This is a genomic window from Micromonospora sp. NPDC050495, assembly GCF_040655175.1.
In the GTDB taxonomy this organism is placed as follows: domain Bacteria; phylum Actinomycetota; class Actinomycetes; order Mycobacteriales; family Micromonosporaceae; genus Micromonospora.
This window is the reverse complement of record NZ_JBFAJK010000002.1, coordinates 256731-273178: the sequence shown is the minus strand read 5'-3', so window position 1 is coordinate 273178 and position 16448 is coordinate 256731. Positions and strand designations below refer to the sequence as shown.

The 16448-nt window shown below is 74.6% G+C and carries 23 protein-coding genes; 11 read left to right on the top strand and 12 right to left on the bottom strand.

Annotated elements, in window-relative coordinates; translation table 11 throughout:
* Positions 1 to 4: 4 nt before the first annotated feature.
* A complete protein-coding gene (locus AB0I11_RS04515; RefSeq protein ID WP_357312909.1) occupies positions 5 to 1102 on the bottom strand; it encodes a sugar kinase in 1098 nt (365 codons plus the stop codon).
* A 1-nt stretch (position 1103) separates the two neighbouring features.
* Entirely contained in the window at positions 1104 to 1733 is a 630-nt protein-coding gene (gene eda, locus AB0I11_RS04510) for a bifunctional 4-hydroxy-2-oxoglutarate aldolase/2-dehydro-3-deoxy-phosphogluconate aldolase (RefSeq protein WP_357312906.1), read from the bottom strand.
* Positions 1734 to 1835: 102 nt separating this feature from the next.
* Here eda and AB0I11_RS04505 point away from each other — a divergent pair, with 102 nt between their 5' ends.
* Positions 1836 to 2612 (top strand): IclR family transcriptional regulator, encoded by a 777-nt coding sequence (locus tag AB0I11_RS04505; RefSeq protein ID WP_357312901.1) that lies wholly within the window; start codon positions 1836 to 1838, stop codon positions 2610 to 2612.
* Between the two features lie 78 nt (positions 2613 to 2690).
* Here AB0I11_RS04505 and AB0I11_RS04500 read toward each other — a convergent pair whose 3' ends face one another.
* From AB0I11_RS04500 to AB0I11_RS04485, 4 genes are all read right to left on the bottom strand, one after another.
* On the bottom strand, positions 2691 to 3173 hold the full coding sequence (locus AB0I11_RS04500; RefSeq protein WP_357312898.1) for an SRPBCC family protein: 483 nt from the start codon (positions 3171 to 3173) through the stop codon (positions 2691 to 2693).
* Positions 3170 to 3493 (bottom strand): metalloregulator ArsR/SmtB family transcription factor, encoded by a 324-nt coding sequence (locus AB0I11_RS04495; RefSeq protein WP_357312895.1) that lies wholly within the window; start codon positions 3491 to 3493, stop codon positions 3170 to 3172. The genes AB0I11_RS04500 and AB0I11_RS04495 overlap by 4 nt, the downstream gene beginning before the upstream one ends.
* Positions 3494 to 3748: 255 nt before the next feature.
* Positions 3749 to 4126 (bottom strand): metalloregulator ArsR/SmtB family transcription factor, encoded by a 378-nt coding sequence (locus tag AB0I11_RS04490; protein ID WP_357312892.1) that lies wholly within the window; start codon positions 4124 to 4126, stop codon positions 3749 to 3751.
* The gene (locus AB0I11_RS04485) at positions 4062 to 4781 is read right to left on the bottom strand and encodes a hypothetical protein (protein ID WP_357312888.1); all 720 of its coding nucleotides are present in this window, start codon (positions 4779 to 4781) and stop codon (positions 4062 to 4064) included. Before AB0I11_RS04485 ends, AB0I11_RS04490 begins: the two co-directional genes overlap by 65 nt.
* 228 nt (positions 4782 to 5009) lie before the next feature.
* Here AB0I11_RS04485 and AB0I11_RS04480 point away from each other — a divergent pair, with 228 nt between their 5' ends.
* Genes AB0I11_RS04480 through AB0I11_RS04470 form a run of 3 tightly spaced genes read left to right on the top strand, consistent with a single transcriptional unit; the run spans position 5010 to position 6332 of the window.
* Positions 5010 to 5171: a DUF6223 family protein gene (locus AB0I11_RS04480; RefSeq protein WP_357312885.1), complete on the top strand. Its 162-nt coding sequence runs from the start codon at positions 5010 to 5012 to the stop codon at positions 5169 to 5171.
* 19 nt (positions 5172 to 5190) lie between these two features.
* Positions 5191 to 5952: a metalloregulator ArsR/SmtB family transcription factor gene (locus AB0I11_RS04475; protein WP_357312882.1), complete on the top strand. Its 762-nt coding sequence runs from the start codon at positions 5191 to 5193 to the stop codon at positions 5950 to 5952.
* Positions 5949 to 6332 carry a VOC family protein gene (locus AB0I11_RS04470; RefSeq protein ID WP_357312877.1) on the top strand — a complete coding sequence of 128 codons (384 nt, stop codon included), beginning with the start codon at positions 5949 to 5951 and terminating at the stop codon, positions 6330 to 6332. Before AB0I11_RS04475 ends, AB0I11_RS04470 begins: the two co-directional genes overlap by 4 nt.
* Before the next feature lie 81 nt (positions 6333 to 6413).
* On the opposite strand, the gene AB0I11_RS04465 is transcribed toward AB0I11_RS04470, so the two are convergent.
* Together AB0I11_RS04465 and AB0I11_RS04460 are read right to left on the bottom strand one after the other, a co-directional pair.
* Positions 6414 to 7724, bottom strand: coding sequence for a hypothetical protein (locus AB0I11_RS04465; protein WP_357312874.1), 1311 nt, complete (start codon positions 7722 to 7724; stop codon positions 6414 to 6416).
* A 137-nt stretch (positions 7725 to 7861) separates the two neighbouring features.
* On the bottom strand, positions 7862 to 8131 hold the full coding sequence (locus AB0I11_RS04460) for a GlsB/YeaQ/YmgE family stress response membrane protein (RefSeq protein ID WP_357312870.1): 270 nt from the start codon (positions 8129 to 8131) through the stop codon (positions 7862 to 7864).
* Between the two features lie 228 nt (positions 8132 to 8359).
* On the opposite strand from AB0I11_RS04460, the gene AB0I11_RS04455 reads away from it, so the two are divergent.
* A complete protein-coding gene (locus AB0I11_RS04455; RefSeq protein ID WP_357312867.1) occupies positions 8360 to 10396 on the top strand; it encodes a hypothetical protein in 2037 nt (678 codons plus the stop codon).
* 66 nt (positions 10397 to 10462) lie between these two features.
* Here the strand turns inward: AB0I11_RS04455 and AB0I11_RS04450 are convergent, their stop codons facing one another.
* Positions 10463 to 10891, bottom strand: a complete 429-nt coding sequence (locus AB0I11_RS04450; protein ID WP_357312864.1) for a PPOX class F420-dependent oxidoreductase — start codon at positions 10889 to 10891, stop codon at positions 10463 to 10465.
* A gap of 148 nt (positions 10892 to 11039) precedes the next feature.
* Between AB0I11_RS04450 and AB0I11_RS04445 the strand changes: the two genes are divergently transcribed.
* Complete coding sequence (locus AB0I11_RS04445) at positions 11040 to 11402, top strand: metalloregulator ArsR/SmtB family transcription factor (protein ID WP_357312861.1); 363 nt, start codon at positions 11040 to 11042, stop codon at positions 11400 to 11402.
* Positions 11399 to 11884: an SRPBCC family protein gene (locus AB0I11_RS04440; RefSeq protein ID WP_357312858.1), complete on the top strand. Its 486-nt coding sequence runs from the start codon at positions 11399 to 11401 to the stop codon at positions 11882 to 11884. Before AB0I11_RS04445 ends, AB0I11_RS04440 begins: the two co-directional genes overlap by 4 nt.
* A gap of 48 nt (positions 11885 to 11932) precedes the next feature.
* Here AB0I11_RS04440 and AB0I11_RS04435 read toward each other — a convergent pair whose 3' ends face one another.
* Positions 11933 to 12313, bottom strand: coding sequence for a VOC family protein (locus tag AB0I11_RS04435; RefSeq protein WP_357312855.1), 381 nt, complete (start codon positions 12311 to 12313; stop codon positions 11933 to 11935).
* Positions 12314 to 12454: 141 nt separating this feature from the next.
* On the opposite strand from AB0I11_RS04435, the gene AB0I11_RS04430 reads away from it, so the two are divergent.
* The 4 genes from AB0I11_RS04430 (at position 12455) to AB0I11_RS04415 (ending at position 15710) form a co-directional block, all read left to right on the top strand.
* Positions 12455 to 12790, top strand: coding sequence for a YnfA family protein (locus AB0I11_RS04430; protein ID WP_357312852.1), 336 nt, complete (start codon positions 12455 to 12457; stop codon positions 12788 to 12790).
* Positions 12791 to 12896: 106 nt separating this feature from the next.
* The gene (locus AB0I11_RS04425; RefSeq protein ID WP_357312849.1) at positions 12897 to 13313 is read left to right on the top strand and encodes a hypothetical protein; all 417 of its coding nucleotides are present in this window, start codon (positions 12897 to 12899) and stop codon (positions 13311 to 13313) included.
* Between the two features lie 6 nt (positions 13314 to 13319).
* Positions 13320 to 14363, top strand: a complete 1044-nt coding sequence (locus AB0I11_RS04420; RefSeq protein ID WP_357312846.1) for a polyprenyl synthetase family protein — start codon at positions 13320 to 13322, stop codon at positions 14361 to 14363.
* A 117-nt stretch (positions 14364 to 14480) separates the two neighbouring features.
* Positions 14481 to 15710, top strand: coding sequence for a helix-turn-helix domain-containing protein (locus AB0I11_RS04415; protein WP_357312843.1), 1230 nt, complete (start codon positions 14481 to 14483; stop codon positions 15708 to 15710).
* Between the two features lie 4 nt (positions 15711 to 15714).
* On the opposite strand, the gene AB0I11_RS04410 is transcribed toward AB0I11_RS04415, so the two are convergent.
* A complete protein-coding gene (locus tag AB0I11_RS04410; protein WP_046567546.1) occupies positions 15715 to 15945 on the bottom strand; it encodes a hypothetical protein in 231 nt (76 codons plus the stop codon).
* Positions 15946 to 16000: 55 nt separating this feature from the next.
* On the bottom strand, positions 16001 to 16225 hold the full coding sequence (locus tag AB0I11_RS04405; RefSeq protein ID WP_357312838.1) for a hypothetical protein: 225 nt from the start codon (positions 16223 to 16225) through the stop codon (positions 16001 to 16003).
* Positions 16226 to 16448: the final 223 nt, after the last annotated feature.

Sequence of the window (16448 nt, the reverse complement as noted above, 5' to 3'; positions counted from 1 at the left end):
GCCGCTACCGCCGCACCCGAGCGCCGGCGCCGCGCACCAGCGCCTCGACCTCCGGCAGGCTCGCCATCGAGGTGTCGCCGGGGGTGGTCATGGCCAGCGCGCCGTGCGCCGCGCCGTACTCCACGGCGGTGGCCAGGTCGCCGGTGGTCAGCAGCCCGTAGATCAGCCCGGAGGCGAAGCTGTCGCCGCCGCCGACCCGGTCCATGATCTCCAGGCCGGCCCGGTGGGTGGCCTGGACGAACCCACCGGCGGCCGACCAGGCGATCGCGCCCCAGTCGTTGACCGTGGCGCTGCGCACGGTACGCAGGGTGGTGGCGACCACCCTGAGATTGTCGTACTCCCCGGTGACCGCCGCGATCATCCGCTCGAAGTTGGCCGCCTCGAGGTGGGACAGCGACGCGTCGGTGTCGGGCACCTCGAAGCCGAGCGACGCGGTGAAGTCCTCCTCGTTGCCGATCATCACGTCGACGTAGCGGGCGAGGCGGCGGTTGACCTCCCGGGCCCGGGGCTGCCCGCCGATGGCCTGCCAGAGGCTGAGCCGGTAGTTCAGGTCGTACGAGATGACGGTGCCGTGCCGGCGGGCGGCCCGCATGGCGGCCTCGATGGTGTCCGGGGTGGTGGCGGAGAGGGCGGCGTAGATGCCGCCGGTGTGCAGCCAGCGCACCCCCAGCGTGCCGAAGAGATGCTCCCAGTCGACGTCCTCAGGCCGCAGTTGGCTCGCCGCCGTGTGCCCCCGGTCGGAGGTGCCGACGGCGCCGCGTACGCCGAAGCCGCGCTCGGTGAAGTTGAGGCCGTTGCGCACGGTGCGGCCGATCCCGTCGTACGGCAGCCAGGTGATGAGGGAGGTGTCCACGCCGCCCTGGAGGACCAGGTCCTCGAGCAGGCGCCCGATCTCGTTGTCGGCGAAGGCGGTGACCACGGCGGTACGCAGGCCGAAGCAGCGGCGCAGGCCGCGCGCGACGTTGTACTCGCCGCCGCCCTCCCAGGCGCGGAAGCTGCGGGCGGCGCGCACCCGCCCCGCGCCGGGGTCGAGGCGCAGCATGATCTCGCCGAGCGAGACCAGGTCGTACCGGCAGTCGCCGGCGGGACGGATCCGCAGCACCTCACGCCTCCGGGCCGGGCCGGGCGACCGCCACGGCGGCCGCGGTGCGGCGGGTGACCTCGTCCCAGCGCCCGGCGGCGATCAGGTCCGGGGCGACCATCCAGGTGCCGCCCACGGCCAGCACCGCCGGATGGGCCAGGTACGCGGCGAGGTTGTCGGTGTTCACCCCGCCGGTGGGGATGAACCGCACCGCGCCGAACGGCGCGGCCAACGCCTTGATCATCCCGAGGCCGCCGAGCTGCTCGGCGGGGAAGAACTTGACCGTGTCCAGGCCGGCGTCGAGCGCCATCATGATCTCGGTGGGGCTGGTGACGCCGGGAAAGACCGGCACCCCGAGCCGCTGGCAGTGCCGCACCACGGCCGGCCCGAAGCCGGGGCTGACCACGAACCGCGCGCCCGCCTCGACCGCCTCGTCGACCTGGGCCGGAGTCACCACGGTGCCCGCCCCGACGAGCAGGTCGGGTCGCTGCGCCATGACCCGGATCGCCGCCGCGGCGGCAGCGGTGCGGAACGTCACCTCGACGCCGCGCAGCCCGCCGGCGACGAGCGCCGCGGCCAGCGGGGCGGCGTCACGCGCCTCGTGGAGCACGACCACCGGCAGGATCCGGCCGGCGGCGACGGCCTCGACCACGCCGCTGCCCGCCGGATCACCCTGTTCAGAATGGCGAACGCTAGTCACATACATGACCCTAGCGACGGCCGTCGCGCTGTCAACCCCGCTAGAGTGGCCGCCATGACCTCGCCCGACGGGTTCTCCCCGGTGAAGTCCGCCGGCCGGACGCTGGAGGTGCTCGAGGCGCTCGCCGCCTCCCCGCACCGGCGGTCCCTCGTCGACCTGGCCCGCGACCTCGGCATCCCGAAGAGCAGCCTGCACGGCATCCTGCGCACGCTGGCCCAGCGCGGCTGGGTGGAGAGCGACCTGACCGGCACCCGGTTCGGGCTCGGCCTGCGCGCCCTCCAGGTCGGTGCCGCGTACCTCACCGCAGACGACGCCCTGGGCCTGCTCGGCACCGTGCTCGACGAGCTGTCCCGGCAGTTCGGCGAGACCGTCCACCTGGGTCGCCTCGACGGGCCGCACGTCGTCTACCTCGCCAAGCGCGAGTCCGTGCACCCGCTGCGGCTCTACAGCGCCATCGGCCGGCAGTTGCCGGCGCACGCCACGGCCCTCGGCAAGGTGCTGCTCGCCGAGCGCCCCGACGAGGAGGTCGACGCGCTGCTGCCCCGGCCCCTGCGGGCGTTGACCCGGCACACGCTCAGCACGCCGGAGGCGCTGCACGCCGACCTGGCCGCCATCCGCCGCCGGGGCTACGCGGTCGACCGCGAGGAGAGCACCGAGGGCATCGTCTGCGTCGCGATGGCCGTACCCCTGCGCGCCCCGGCCGGCGACGCGATCAGCCTCTCCGTGCCGGTGGCCCGGCTCGGCGCCGACACCGAGGAGCGGATCGTGGCCGCGCTGCGCCGGGCGGTCGACCAGGTCCGGGCCGCCGCCGGCCTGCTGACCAACGCCTGAGCGACCCGGCGCCCGCCGGCCCGCAGCGGCTGGCCACCCCGGCCCGACTCCGGCCGGGGCGGCCGGCCGGCGGCGGCCTCAGCCGCCCCGGGTGAACAGGGCGGCGTACCGGGCCAGGTACAGCGGCCATCCCTCGTCGTGGCCGACGCCGTCGCTCACCGACCGCCAGCCCGGGCCGTGCCGGTCGAGGTGGCGGTGTTCCAGCTCCACCCGGGTGCGGTGCGGGGTCTCGGCGACGAACCGGACCTCGACCTGGCTGGTCCGGTCCGGGTCCGTCTCGATCTGCCACTGCGGGTCGATGTCCCAGCTGAACACGACCCGGTTCGGGGGTTCGTAGACGAGCACCCGCGCCCACCGGCAGACGGTGCCGTCGACGGCGCGGTCGTAGATGTGGCCGCCGACCCGGGGCTCGAACACCGTCTCCGCGATCGCGGCGCCGAGCAGGTTGTGCTCCGGCGGCTTGACGTCACCGAACCGCTCGGTGAACACGGTGAACGCCCGTCCCAGTGGGGCCTCGACGACGATCTGTCGGCGGACGGCGGGGACTGTTGTGCCGGTCATGGGGTCTCCTCGGTCGGTTCCTCGACGATGTCCTGGTAGCTGCCCAGCGCCCGGCGCCAGAACGTGTCCAGCTGGTCCCGGAGCGCGGCCACCCCGGCGGGATTGAGCCGGTAGACCCGGCGGGTGCCCGCCGCCTGATCGGTGACCAGCCCGGCGTCCTTGAGGACCTTGAGGTGCTGGGACACCGCGGGCCGGCTGACCGGCAGCTCGTCGGCGAGTTCGCCGACGGCGCGGGGTCGCTCGGCCAGGCAGGCGACGATGGCCCGCCGGGTGGGATCGCCCAACGCGTCCCACCCGTCGGCCGCTTGGTAAGTAGCCACGAACGGTAGGCTACGGCTTACCGATGCCCGGGTCAAGGGAGCGTCGACGACCGTCGCCCCAGGTCGGTTGCGGTCCCAGGCCGGCCGTCGGCTCGGGCCCGGTCGGCACGAACGCTTCCGGCGGTCGCGCGGGCTGAGCAGGGCAGCGTCGAGCGGCGGGCGCGCCTGCCGCGCTTCCCGCCGCTCCCCCGGCCCGGTCAGCCGCGCGGCGCCCGGCCGCGGGCCGGCGTCAGGTCCGCGGCGCCGCCGCGCCCGTCAGCGCGTACGCCGGGTCGATCGCTTGCGGGGCGGGGTGAGCAGATCCGCGATGGTCGCGATCGCGCTCGGCACCAGCCGGTAGTACGCCCAGACCCCGCGCTTCTCCCGCTCCAGCAGGCCGGCCTCGGTGAGGATGCGCAGGTGGTGGCTGACCGTGGGCTGGGAGAGACCCAGCGGCGCGGTCAGGTCCGAGACGGACGCCTCGCCCTCGGGGGCGGACTGGATCAGGCTGACCAGGCGCAGCCGGGCAGGGTCGGCGAGGGCCTTGAGGACCCCGGCGAGCCGCACGGCGTCGGCACGTTTGATCGGCTCACCGGCGAGCGGCGAGATCTGAGGCATGGTCATTTCGGTAGCGGCATTTCCCACATACGCCATCATCACATCCAAAGCATCCACTCAGCCGCATATCGCCATCTCCTGCCCGGGACCATCGACCGATCGGGGCGCCCGCCGCCCACCCGACCGCGCCGTCCCCACCGGACGTGCCGCCCGACCGGACGCCCGGCGGCATGCAGGTCCCGGTCGGTGCGGTCAGGGTCGGCAGCCGCTCCTCGCCGGCGCGGCGCAGCGCGGTCTCCTCGCGGCTGCGCTCGGCCTCGTCCGCCCGGCCTTCGGCCTGGCGCAGCGCCTCCCCCGCCGCCCCGGCGGCGATCAGCCAGGCCAGCTCGAGTACCCCCCGGGCCTGCGCGAAGGCCGCGCCCGCGTCGTGCCGGCCGGCGAGCATCGCCGCGAGCGGCAGCGCGACCAGCATGGCCACGCTCGTCGCCACGGTCGCGGTCCGGCGACCCGCCCGCATCGCCGAATACACCGCCACGAGGTACGCCACGGCGAACACGTTGAACCGGGCCGCCTGATAGCCCACCGCGCACAACCCGGTGAGGACCAGCACGGCGACCGGGGCACGCCGGCGCAGGGCCAGGGCCAGGCCACCGGCGGCCAACTGGGCGTAGCCCAGCGGATCGAGGTCGGTGGCGGCGCGGTCCTCGGAGAGCGCGACGACCACCAGGAGCGCCGCGACGCCGACGGCCACCAATAGTCCCGGACACCGATCCGCGCACCGCCCGTGCGGGCACTGTAGCCACGGTGCTCCGCCGCCGGATCGTGCGCCCGGACCATCCCCGGCTACCACCGGCGCGGTAGCCGCCCGCCTCCTGCCGCGCCGGCAGCAGCGGGCAATGACGACGGCGGTACGACGCGCCGGGGCGGGCCGGCCGGACACGATGTGGGTCGGTAACCCTCGATCGACCAGGAGAACATCATGTCCAGCGCACTGCTGTACGCCGCGTCCGATGTGGGCACGGGAACCCTCACCACGGACCGGGTCGTGGCGACCGTGGCCGCGTTGACCGCACTGGCCGGCGTCGTCCTCGGCGGCCTGGCGCTGACCCGGTCCCGGCGGACGGGCTTTGCATCAAAGTGATTTGATGTATCGTCGGCTCATGCGGCGCGACCGGAGCGGAACCGGCGCGGCCCTGCCGGATTTCCTGCGGGCCGCGGGGCATCCGGTGCGGTGGCGGCTGCTGGGCGAGCTGGCCCGCGGCGACCGGCAGGTGCACGAGCTGACCGCGTTGCTCGGCGAGCGGCAGAGCCTCGTCTCCTACCACCTGGGCCGGTTGCGGCGGGCAGAGCTGGTCCGGACCCGGCGCAGCTCCGCCGACGGCCGGGACGTCTACTACCGGCTCGACCTCACCCGCTGCGGGCACCTGCTGGCCGCCACCGGCGGCGCGTTGCACCCGGGGCTGCGCTACACACCGCCGCCGGTGGCCACGCCGCCGGCGGCGCGGGTGCTGTTCCTGTGCACCGGCAACAGCTCGCGCTCGCAGCTCGCCGAGGCCCTGCTGCGGCAGCGGTCCGCCGGCGCCGTGGCGGCGTTCAGCGCGGGCAGCCGGCCGAAGCCGATCCACCCGGACGTGCTGGCGGTGCTCGCCGCGCGCGGCGTCGACCTGGGCGCCGCCCGGCCGAAGCACCTCGACGAGTTCGCCGGCCAGCCCTTCGACCACGTCATCACGCTCTGCGACCGGGTCCGGGAGGTGTGCCCCGAGTTCCCGGGCCGGCCGGCCACCGCGCACTGGAGCATCCCCGACCCGGCCACCGACCCGCAGGGCCGGCCCGCCTTCGAGCGGGTCACCGCCGAGCTCGCCGAACGCGTCGAGTTCCTGTTGCACGCCATCGCCGCCGCACCCGCACTGGAGGCGTCATGACCGACCAGACCGTTTCCGTCCGTTACCTCGTCGACGACGTCCAGGCCGCCGTCGACTTCTACACCACCCACCTGGGCTTCAGCCCGCGCACCGCCTTCCCGCCCGCGTTCGCCGACGTACGCCGCGGAAACCTGCGGCTGCTGCTGTCCGGCCCGGCCAGTTCGGCCGGCCGGGCGATGCCGGACGGACGCACCCCGCACCCGGGCGGCTGGAACCGCATCCACCTGCTCGTCGAGGACATCGACGCCGAGGTGGCCCGGCTCCGGACCGGTGGCGTGGCGTTCCGCAGCGACATCGTCACCGGCCCCGGCGGGCGCCAGATCGTGCTGGACGATCCCGCCGGAAACCCGGTGGAGCTGTTCCAGCCCGCCAGCGACTGACCGCCCCGCGTCGGCCCGGCCGGCTCGGTGCGCGAGCCCGCGAGCGGCCGCGAGCGGTCGCGCGGGCCACCGGGCCCGGGCTCAGGGCAGCGGCGCGTCCGCCCGGCCCGCCCCCGCACCGGGTGCCCGCCGGGGCGCGTCCGGCAGCCAGAGCCCGTCCGGGACCGGGTCGTAGTTCAGCTCCGGCGGGCGGGACCAGTCGGCCGGCGCGCGCAGGTCGACGATGCCGCCGGCGAAGGTGATGCCGCGCAGGTCGACCTGACCGCCCCGGAAGGCGCTGTCGCGCAGGTCGACGCCGCCACCACGGACGGTGGCGCCGCGCAGGTCCAGGGTGACGCCGCCGCGCAGTGACACGTCGAAGAAGCGGGCGCCGCGCAGGTCGAGCCAACCACCGGCGACCGTCGCCCCGGTCAGGTCCAGGAAGCCGCCGCGCAGGGCCACGTCCTGGAGGTCGACGGTGCCGTCGACGAAACGGGCGTGGCTCAGGTCCATCCGTCCGGTGAGGATGATCTGGCTGAGGTCACCGCAGTCGAAGACCGCGCCGGACAGGTCGAAGGCGTGCTCGTTCCACGCGATGGTGGCGCTGCTGCGCAGGTGGTCCCGGATCACCCGGGTGATGGAGAGCCGCACCTCCCGTTCGCCCTGCCGGAAGCCGGTCGCCCCCGGGTCCGGCTCGTACGGCATCCGCAGGTAGGAGCAGAGCACGTCGATGCAGGCCTGGCGCTGGTCCACCCAGTCGTCGGCGAGCGCCGCGACCGCGTACACCCCGGCGAGTCGGACCGCGGGGGCGTCGTGCCCGAGCAGGGTGCAGGCGGCGGCGAACCGCTCGGTCACGAACTTCGTCGATTCCCGTTCGTCCCGGATCCGGGCCCGGTGGGCCTCCTCCTCGGCCCGGGCGTTCTCCTGCTCGGTCACCCGTTGCCGCCGGTACGCCACCACCAGCGCGATGACGCCGCCGAGCCCGCCGGCCACGGTGAGGCCGAGCTTCACCAGGTCCACGCCGGCCCGCGTGTCCAGACGACTCTCCCTGGGCAGCGCCGGCCTCCCGAGGCCGTACCAGGCGCTGGCCGCGACGGCCGAGAACGTCGCGAGACCGAGCAGCACGACCAGCACGACGTGCAGGATGAGCGGCATCATCCGCCGCCCGTCACGCCCGCCGGTGGCGCGCAGCACGAGACCGACCAGCAGCAGCCCGCCCGCGCCGGCGAGCCAGGGCCAGTGGTCGGCGAACCAGCCGGTGCCCGGGGCGGGGGCTGCCGGCAGCCTGGCCCGGGTGCCCAACCGGTAGGAGCCGACGAAGACGGCGACGGCGAGGCCCACCCCCGCGGCCAGCACGGCCAGATGCCGCAGCCCGAGTTCGCCGCCGCGCGGGTTCCGGAAGCCGAGATCCACAGCCTCTTATACCGCGTGCCGGGGGTCCGGGGCTGACCCGCGGCCGGCGCGGCACAGTGGGGACGCGCCATCACCCGGGCCGGACAGCCGACGGCCGGCCCGCCCGGAGAGCGGGCGGACCGGCCGTCGGGCACAGGTCAGATTCGGCGGCGTCCGTAGACGCCGGCGGTGATCGCCACGCCGATCGCCGCGAAGACGACCTGGATGAGCAGCTCGATCCAGTCGATGCCGTTGGTGTCGGCCACGTCGAGCGCGCCGGCGACCGCGGTGCCGAGCAGTGCGGCGACCACGCCGATGAGCAGCGTGAGCCAGATTGGAATGTTCTGCTTGCCGGGTACGACCAGCCGGCCGAGTGCGCCGATGATCAGACCGATGATGATGGCCGAGATGATGCCGGTGACATGCACGAGAGCCGTCCCTTCCCGAGAGGGTGTGTCGGCTCGATGCTTGCCCACCTCCGCAAGCGGGCAAACGTGGTCGCCGGGCCCCGGCGCCGGCACGCGCACGGGCAGCCCGATCCGGTCGGACTCTTGCCGAGAATCATTCACGAGCGTAGGAAGGACATCCGCCCCCACCACCGGGCTCGTCCCACCACCTCGGCGCTCCACCTCCGTCCACCCTCGAAGGAGATGCCTGTGACCGCCCCCAGGCGGCTGCCCTTCGCCCTGTCCGTGCTGGTCACCGCAGGTGCCGTGCTGCTCGGCTCCACCGCCGCCGCGGCACCGCCCACGGCACCGCCGCGGCCGGCCGCGCACGGCGCCTGCGACCCGATCGACCCCACGGCGTGCCTGCTGCCGTTCCCGAACGACTACTTCACCGTGCCCGACCGGAGCAGCCCCACCGGCCGACGGGTGCGGTTCGCGGCCACCTCGATGCCGACCACCGTCGGCGGCGTCCCGATCGACCCGACCGAGTGGAACCGGCAGGACGGGTTCAGCCCGGGCACCCCGATCCTGGTGCACGTGCCCGGCCTCGACGCCACCGCCAGCGGCATCGCGCCGGTCACCGACATCGGCCGTTCGCTGGCCCCGGACGCGCCGGTCGTGCTGCTCGACAGCGCCACCGGCCGGCGCACGCCGTACTGGGCGGAGCTGGACGCGCACGCCGCCGGTCAGCCCGACCGCCAGGTGCTGATCATCCGGCCGGCCGTCGCGCTGACCGAGGGCGCCCGCTACGTCGTGGGCCTGCGCGGCCTGCGGGACCACCAGGGCCGGCTGATCCCGGCGCCGGCCGCGTTCCGGGCGTACGTCAAGGGCGGCGGCGCCCACCCCGGGGACCCCCGCGCCCCGCAGCTGAAGCGGATCCTCGCCGACCTGAGCGCCGCCCACGTCAAGCGGCACGACCTCTACCTCGCCTGGGACTTCACGGTGGCGAGCCGGCAGGGTCTCACCGGGCGGATGCTGGCGATCCGCGACGGCGCGTTCGCCGCCCTCGGCACGAAGGCGCCGTCGTTCACCGTCGGTCAGGTGGTGAACTACTCGCCGGAGCAGGATCCGCGGATCGCCCGGCAGGTGAGCGGCACCATCGCCGTACCGTCCTATCTGACCGGCACCGGCGGCCCCGGGTCGCGGCTGCACTACGGTCCGGCCGGCGGCGACGGGAAGGCCGGCACGCCGGACGCCCGGCCCACCCCCTCCGGCGCGACGGTGCAGGCCGACTTCGTCTGCAACATCCCGCGCGGCGCCTCCGCCGCCGCTCCGGCGCACCTGTCGCTCTACGGCCACGGCCTGCTCGGCCGCCCGACCGAGATCAACGCCGGAAACGTCAAGGAGATGTCGGCCAGCCACAACTTCACCTTCTGCGCCACCAGTTGGATCGGCATGGCCAACGCCGACGTCCCGTACGTCGCCGGCGCGTTCAGCGACCTCAGCGCCTTCCCCGCGGTGGCGGACCGGCTGCAGCAGAGCTTCCTGAACTTCCTCTTCCTCGGCCGGGCGATGATCCACCCGGCCGGCTTCGGCGCCGACCCGGCGTTCACCGACGCCGCCGGCCGGCCGTTGATCGACGGGCCGGGCGGGCTGCACTACGACGGCAACAGCCAGGGCGGCATCAACGGTGGCGCGCTCACCGCCATCGCCCAGGACTGGACCCGCTCGGTGCTCGGCGTGCCGGCGATGAACTACTCGACGCTGTTGCAGCGCAGCCTCGACTTCGCCCCGTTCCAGAGCATCATGGACCAGTCCTACCCGGACCGGGCCGACCAGCAGCTGATCTTCGCGTTGCTGCAGATGCTGTGGGACCGGGCCGAGGCCAACGGGTACGCCCAGCACATGACCGACCGGCCGTTGCCGGGCACCCCGGCGCACCAGGTGCTGATGCACGTGGCCTTCGGCGACCACCAGGTCTCCCCGGCCGCGGCCGAGGTCGAGGCGCGCACCATCGGCGCCCGCCTGCACACCCCGGCGCTCGCCGACGGCTGGTCGCGCGACGTCACGCCCTACTGGGGCATCGCGCCGATCCGCGGGTACCCGTACCCGGGTTCGGCGATCGTGATCTGGAACAGCGGCGGTGCCACCGCGCCACCGCCGACGAACCTCCCGCCGGCCGGCCCCGAGTACGGCGACGACCCGCACGAGTTCCCGCGGGCCCAGCCCGCGGCACAGCAGCAGAAGGCGACGTTCCTGCTCACCGGCGCCGTGGTCGACGTCTGCGCGGGAGCGCCCTGCTCCTGAGACCGGTTGACCCCGGTCCGGACGCCGGGCGGCGGCAGCGCCGCCGCCCGGCGTCCGCGACCGTGCTCAGTCGGCGACGCCGGTGTAGCCGAGGGCCTTCTCGACCCGCAGGCGCACCAGCAGCTCGCCGGCCACGGCGTTGCGGGCGCCGAACTCCGCGGCCCGGTCGGCGCCCATGTAGCGCGCGCCGATGCGGGTCGCCCACTGCCGCATCTCGGCCAGGTCCTCGCTGATGCTGACGCGGCCGCGCAGGGTGACGAACGCGTACGGCGGGTGCTCGTCGTCCACGCACAGCACGGCCCGGGCGTCGCGGGCCAGGTTACGGGCCTTCACCGAGGTCTTGCCGGTGTTGAACAGCACGTCGTCGCCGTCGAGCACGAACCAGACCGGCACCAGGTGCGGCGAGCCGTCGGCCCGCGTCGTCGCGAGCTTGCCGGTGCGCGTGCCCTCGGCGACGAACCGCTGCCACTCCCCGTCGGTCATCCGCTTTGCCATCCGACCAGTATGCGGGCCCGGCCAGTGGCAACCGCCGGCCGGCCCGTGGCGGGCCCGCCGGCGGTGCTGCCGGAGCGGGTAGCGGCGGGCTTCGCGGATCCGGTGTGTTCCGCTTGCCGACGCGTAACCAGTAGGTTACGCTTTCCGGGTGGACGAGGTGGCGGCCGCGCTGGCCGACCCGGTGCGGCGGGACATTCTCCTGATGGTGCGCGCGCAGCCCCTGGCCGCCGGGCAGATCGCCGACCGCTTCGCGATCAGCCGGCCCGCCGTCAGCCGCCACCTGCGGGTGCTGCGCGAGGCCGGTCTGGTCCGGGACACCGTCGACGGGCGTCGCCGGGTCTACACCCTGGTCACCGCGCCGCTCGACGAGCTGGCCGGCTGGCTGGCGCGGCTGACCCGCCCGGCCGGCTGGCAGCACCGCCTCGACGCGCTGGAGACCGAGGTCCACCGCACCCGACGCGAGCGGCAGCGGGCCGCCGGAGGCAGCGCCGCCCAGGAGGAGATCGCATGAGCCCGTCCCCCACCGGCCGACTGTTCGGCAACGACCTCGTGCTGACCCGCGTGTTCCGCGCGCCGCTGGCAGACGTCTGGGCGAGCCTCACCGATCCGGAACGCACGGCGCGCTGGTTCGGACCCTGGCAGGGCGACGCGGCGCCGGGACACACGATCAAGGTGCAGATGGCGTACGAGGAGGGCGAGCCCTGGCTGGATCTCACCGTCGACGCGTGCGACCCGCCGCGCCGGCTGGCGCTGTCCGCCGTCGATGAGCAGGGCAGCTGGCACCTGGACCTGGTGCTCGCGGAACGCGCGGGCGGGACCGAGCTGCGGTTCACCCAGCACCTGACCGACACCGCGGGCGTCGGCGAGGTCGGACCGGGCTGGGAGTACTACCTGGACGCGCTGGTGGCCGCCCGTGACGACCGGCCGATGCCGGACTTCGCCGACTACTACCCGGCCATGAAGGCCCACTTCGAGGCGCAGCGCCAGCCGTGAGCCGCCCGCGGCCCCGCGGGGCCGTGGGCGACACGGCGGGCGGCCGGGTCAGGAGGTCGTCGCCCCCTCGGCCGCGCCGCGCAGGACACAGAACTCGTTGCCTTCCGGGTCGGCGAGGACCGCCCAGCCGGAACCGTCCGGATCGCGGTGGTCGGCGACGAAGGTGGCGCCGAGGCCGAGGAGACGGTCCACCTCCTGGTCCCGCGAGGTGTCCGGGCGCAGACACAGGTGGATCCGGTTCTTGACCTGCTTGGGCTCGGGCACCTGGTTGAAGTGCAGCACCAGGCCGTCGGCCAGCGGCACCCGGGCCTCCGGGTCGCCCGGCCGGTCCTCCGGATGCGGGTCACGGCCGGTGACCCCGCTCCAGAACCGGGCCAGCCCGTAGGCATCCGTACAGTCGATCGCCACGTTCTGCACCACCGAAACCATGCGCGCCAGCGTGCCCGACGTCGCCTCCGGATGCCAGTGGATTGCGCCCGAGACTCCCCCGCCGCACGCCGATGAAGGGGCGGGCCGCGCGCCGGCCGGGTGACCAGCGGGACCGCCGGGAGGCCCGGCTACGGTCGGGGCATGACGGTCGCCCGCTCGATCCTGCTGTTCCTGCTCGCCGCGCTCGCCGAGATCGGCGGCGCCTGGCTGGTGTGGCAGGGCTGGCGGGAGCACCGGGGACTGCTCTGGGTCGCCGGCGGAGTGATCGCGCTGGGCATCTACGGCTTCGTCGCCACCTTCCAGCCCGACGCCAACTTCGGCCGCATCCTGGCCGCGTACGGCGGTGTCTTCGTCGCCGGCTCGCTGGCCTGGGGCATGGTGGTCGACCGGTTCCGCCCGGACCGCTACGACCTGATCGGGGCCGCCATCTGCCTGGTCGGCGTCGCCGTCATCATGTACGCCCCCCGGGCCGGCTGAGCGCCGGCCGGCCCGAGCGCACCCGCCCCCAGCAGGGACGACACGGTCAGTCACCATCTCGACACACCTCTGGCCCGTCCCGATGGCCCGGGTGAAGACTGCGCCCATGAGCAACGGCGAGCACGAACGCGGCGACGAGCGCTTCGAGAAGGTGGCCGACGAGACCTCCGAGACCGTGACCCACGCGGCCACGGTGCTGGAGGAGGAGCTCGCGGCGGGGCTGGCCGGGGCCCGGCGGCTGCAGGAGCGGCTGAGCGAGGACCGCCGGGTGGATCCGGAGGCGTTCGACGAGTTGGTCGCGCGGGTCCGCACCGACGGGCACGCGCTGATCGACACGGTGATCGCCCAACTGCAGACGGCGGACGAACGGCGCGGCGAGGTCGTCCGCCGGTACACGTCGGACGCGCACGACGCGCTGGACACCGTGCTCAACCTCGCCCGCCTGGTGCCGGACGTGGCCAACGGGCTGGCCGACCGGCTCATGCCACCGACCGGGAAGCGCCCGGCGTCGCCGGACCGGTAGCCGGCGATGACGCCGACCACCGGTGCGGTCCTGGGGGACGTGGAACGCACCCTGGAGCGCTACCGCGCGCTCACGCTCGGCGCGCTCCTCGACGACGTTCCCCCGGGCGGCCCGCGCTACCTCTACGACCTGGTCACCGAGTATCCGCGGCGGTGGGGCAAGGGACTGCGGGCGGCGCTGTGCCTCGCGACCTGCCGGGCGTTCGGTGGCGCGCCGTCGGTGGGGCTCAACGCCGCGGTGACCGTGGAGCTGTTCCACAACGCCTTCCTCATCCACGACGACATCCAGGACGCCAGCGAGCAGCGGCGCGGGGAGGAGACCCTGCACGCCCGGTACGGGGTCGGCGTGGCGTTGAACGTCGGCAACATGACGAACCTGCTGGCGTTGCAGCGGCTCGCCGCGAACCGGGCGGCGCTCGGCTCCGGGATCGCCTGGCGGCTGTTCGAGGAGACCGAACTCATGCTGCGCCACTCGCTGGAGGGGCAGGCCATCGAGATCGGCTGGATCCGGGACAACGTGTGCGACCTGGACGCGGACGACTACTACCGGATGTGCCTGAAGAAGACCTCCTGGTACACCTGCATCTACCCGTGCCGGACCGGGATCCTGGTGGCCACCGGCCGGCACGACGCCGTCGACGTGCTGGACCGCTACGGCTGGTACCTGGGTGCGGCGTTCCAGATCCAGGACGACGCGCTCAACCTCACCGGCGACTACGCCCGGTACGGCAAGGAGATCGCCGGTGACCTGTGGGAGGGCAAGCGCACCCTGATCCTCATCGACTTCATCCGGCGGTGCACCGCGGACGAGCGCGAGCGGCTGCTCCGCTTCCTGAGCCGTACCCGCGCGGAACGCACCGCGTCGGAGGTGCGTTGGCTGCACGGTCGCCTGCTGGCGTACGACTGTGTGGAGTCGGCGCGCCGCAGCGCCCGGGAACTCGCGGTGGCGGCCCGGCGGGAGGGGCAGCGGGCGCTCGGCGCCGCCGCCGACACGGCCGACGGTCGCTTCCTGCTCGGCCTGGCGGAGTACGTCGTGGAGCGCAGCCGCTAGACCCCGTACCCCTCGACGGGCCCGCGTCGCTCGGGAGCCCGTCGGCGTCCGGCCGCCGGCAATAGGCTGGACGGATCGGGCCGGCGTTCGATGCCGGCCCCGCCCGGGGAGACCACGATGACCGAGAGCGCCCGCCGACCGGATCGGGCCGGGGCGCCCGGCGACGACGGGTGGCTGACCGAGGTGGCCCGCGCGGCCAGCGCCGACGCCGGCGGCGTACCGGTGGAACTGCTCGGCGACTATCTACGGTTGCTGACCGAGGCGGCGGTGACCGGCCGCCGGCCGCGCCGCGGTGAACTCGACGCGGTGGGCGCGCTCGGCCGGCGCGCCGCCGAGCAGGGCATCTCCGCGGGCCGCGCCGTCCGGCTCTACCTGTCGGCGGCCCGGCGGCTCTGGCGGCAGTTGCCGCACCTGGCCTCGGCCACCGACAGCGAGACGGTGCGGGCGGCGGCCGACGCGGTGCTCCACGTGGTCGACGCCGCCGTGGCCACGCTCGCCGAGGGCTACGCGGTGGCCCGCCGGGAACTGGTCCGGCGTGAGGAGACGCTGCGCCGGGAACTCGTCGACGACCTGCTGCGCGGCGACTCCGACCTGGGCGGGCTGGTCGAGCGGGCCGAGCCGTTCGGGCTGGATCTGGCCCGGGTCCACCAGGTCGCGCTCGCCGCACCGGGCCACCGTCTGCCGGACGCCGAGTCGGCGATCAGCGCGCTGGAGCGGGTCATCTTCGACCGGCTGGGTGACCGGGACGTGCTGGTGGCCACGAAGGAAGGGCTGCTCGTCGTGATCGCCCCGGCGGACCCGGTGACGCCGGACCGGGGCGCGGGCGACGGCGGTCCCGGGCCGGCGCTGGGACGGCTGATGCACGGCGAGTTGGACCGGCTGGTCCGGGGCCGGCCGTGGCAGGTGGCGGTGGGCCGCCCGCACCCCGGCCTGTACGGGATCGCCCGCTCCTACGAGGAGGCCCGCGAGGCGCTGACCACGGCGCGGCGGCTGCACACCGACACCGCCGTGATCGACGCCCACGACCTGCTCATCTACCGCGTCCTGCTGCGGGACCAGGCGGCGATGGCGGACCTCGTGCAGGCGGTGCTGACCCCGCTGAGCCAGGCCCGGGGCGGCGCCGAGCCGCTGCTGGACACCCTGAACGAGTACTTCGGGTGCGGCGAGGTCGCCACGGAGGCGGCCCGCCGCCTGCACGTGTCCGTCCGCACCGTCACCTATCGGCTGGGCCGGATCCGGGCGCTGAGCGGCTACGACCCCGCCGACCCGCGGGACCGGTTCACCCTGCACGCCGCCGTGCTCGGCGCGCGCGCACTGGACTGGCCCCGTCGGCCGTTGCCGGCCTAGCGGGTCAGGCCGGCACGGCGACCACTTCCGGGAAGCCGAGCAGGGCGGCCAGCGCGCTGGCCTCACTGCGGGTCAGGGTGAGGGTGACCATGCCGTCCGGATCGTTCGGGTCGTCGTGGACGACGTCCCGGCGGTCGCCCACCAGGTACTCCACGATGCCGATCCGGCGGCCCTCGCGGGTGGTGAAGATGTGCCGTACGCCAATGCCGGGCAGCGTCGTGCGTTCGATGTTCACAGCGGATGCTCCTCGCGGGACGGCTGCCCAGGGCCGGCCGGGAGCGGGGCCGGCGCTACGGCAGCACGGTGGACGATCGTTCGGCTCGCACGATGGACGGCGGCGCCCGGTCGGCCGACCAGGCGGGCACGCAGCCCGCGACGGCACGGCTCAACCGGACCACGATGCACATGCCGAACGCGTAGCCGGCACGAAGCGCCGCGAGGACAACCGCCAGCACGGCCAGCATCGACAGCGCGAGCGACCGCTGCGCGCCGGCGGGGTGCTGTCGGTTCTCCATGCGGCCAACCATAGCCGCTGAACACCTCCGCGTGGCCGACATGCACAGGTCACCGGGGCGCCGACCACGGGCCGCCACCAGCGGTGACGGCGGCCGGACGGGACGCGATGGTGTTCTCCGGCGGCCGGCAATCAAGCGGGCTCTTGTTGGCCGGCCACGCGCAATGCCAACGTCGTGCTTCCGGGCGACGCTGGAGGTCCGACGCGTACCCGAGCAGCGAGGA

Bases quoted from the DNA above. Each gene is read 5' to 3' on its own strand.
- AB0I11_RS04505 (WP_357312901.1), top strand. From the start codon at position 1,836: ATGACCTCGCCCGACGGGTTCTCCCCGGTGAAGTCCGCCGGCCGGACG.
- AB0I11_RS04500 (WP_357312898.1), bottom strand. From the start codon at position 3,173: ATGACCGGCACAACAGTCCCCGCCGTCCGCCGACAGATCGTCGTCGAG.
- AB0I11_RS04490 (WP_357312892.1), bottom strand. From the start codon at position 4,126: ATGGCGTATGTGGGAAATGCCGCTACCGAAATGACCATGCCTCAGATC.
- AB0I11_RS04480 (WP_357312885.1), top strand. From the start codon at position 5,010: ATGTCCAGCGCACTGCTGTACGCCGCGTCCGATGTGGGCACGGGAACC.
- AB0I11_RS04475 (WP_357312882.1), top strand. From the start codon at position 5,191: ATGCGGCGCGACCGGAGCGGAACCGGCGCGGCCCTGCCGGATTTCCTG.
- AB0I11_RS04470 (WP_357312877.1), top strand. From the start codon at position 5,949: ATGACCGACCAGACCGTTTCCGTCCGTTACCTCGTCGACGACGTCCAG.
- AB0I11_RS04450 (WP_357312864.1), bottom strand. From the start codon at position 10,891: ATGGCAAAGCGGATGACCGACGGGGAGTGGCAGCGGTTCGTCGCCGAG.
- AB0I11_RS04440 (WP_357312858.1), top strand. From the start codon at position 11,399: ATGAGCCCGTCCCCCACCGGCCGACTGTTCGGCAACGACCTCGTGCTG.
- AB0I11_RS04435 (WP_357312855.1), bottom strand. From the start codon at position 12,313: ATGGTTTCGGTGGTGCAGAACGTGGCGATCGACTGTACGGATGCCTAC.
- AB0I11_RS04430 (WP_357312852.1), top strand. From the start codon at position 12,455: ATGACGGTCGCCCGCTCGATCCTGCTGTTCCTGCTCGCCGCGCTCGCC.
- AB0I11_RS04425 (WP_357312849.1), top strand. From the start codon at position 12,897: ATGAGCAACGGCGAGCACGAACGCGGCGACGAGCGCTTCGAGAAGGTG.
- AB0I11_RS04420 (WP_357312846.1), top strand. From the start codon at position 13,320: ATGACGCCGACCACCGGTGCGGTCCTGGGGGACGTGGAACGCACCCTG.
- AB0I11_RS04415 (WP_357312843.1), top strand. From the start codon at position 14,481: ATGACCGAGAGCGCCCGCCGACCGGATCGGGCCGGGGCGCCCGGCGAC.
- AB0I11_RS04405 (WP_357312838.1), bottom strand. From the start codon at position 16,225: ATGGAGAACCGACAGCACCCCGCCGGCGCGCAGCGGTCGCTCGCGCTG.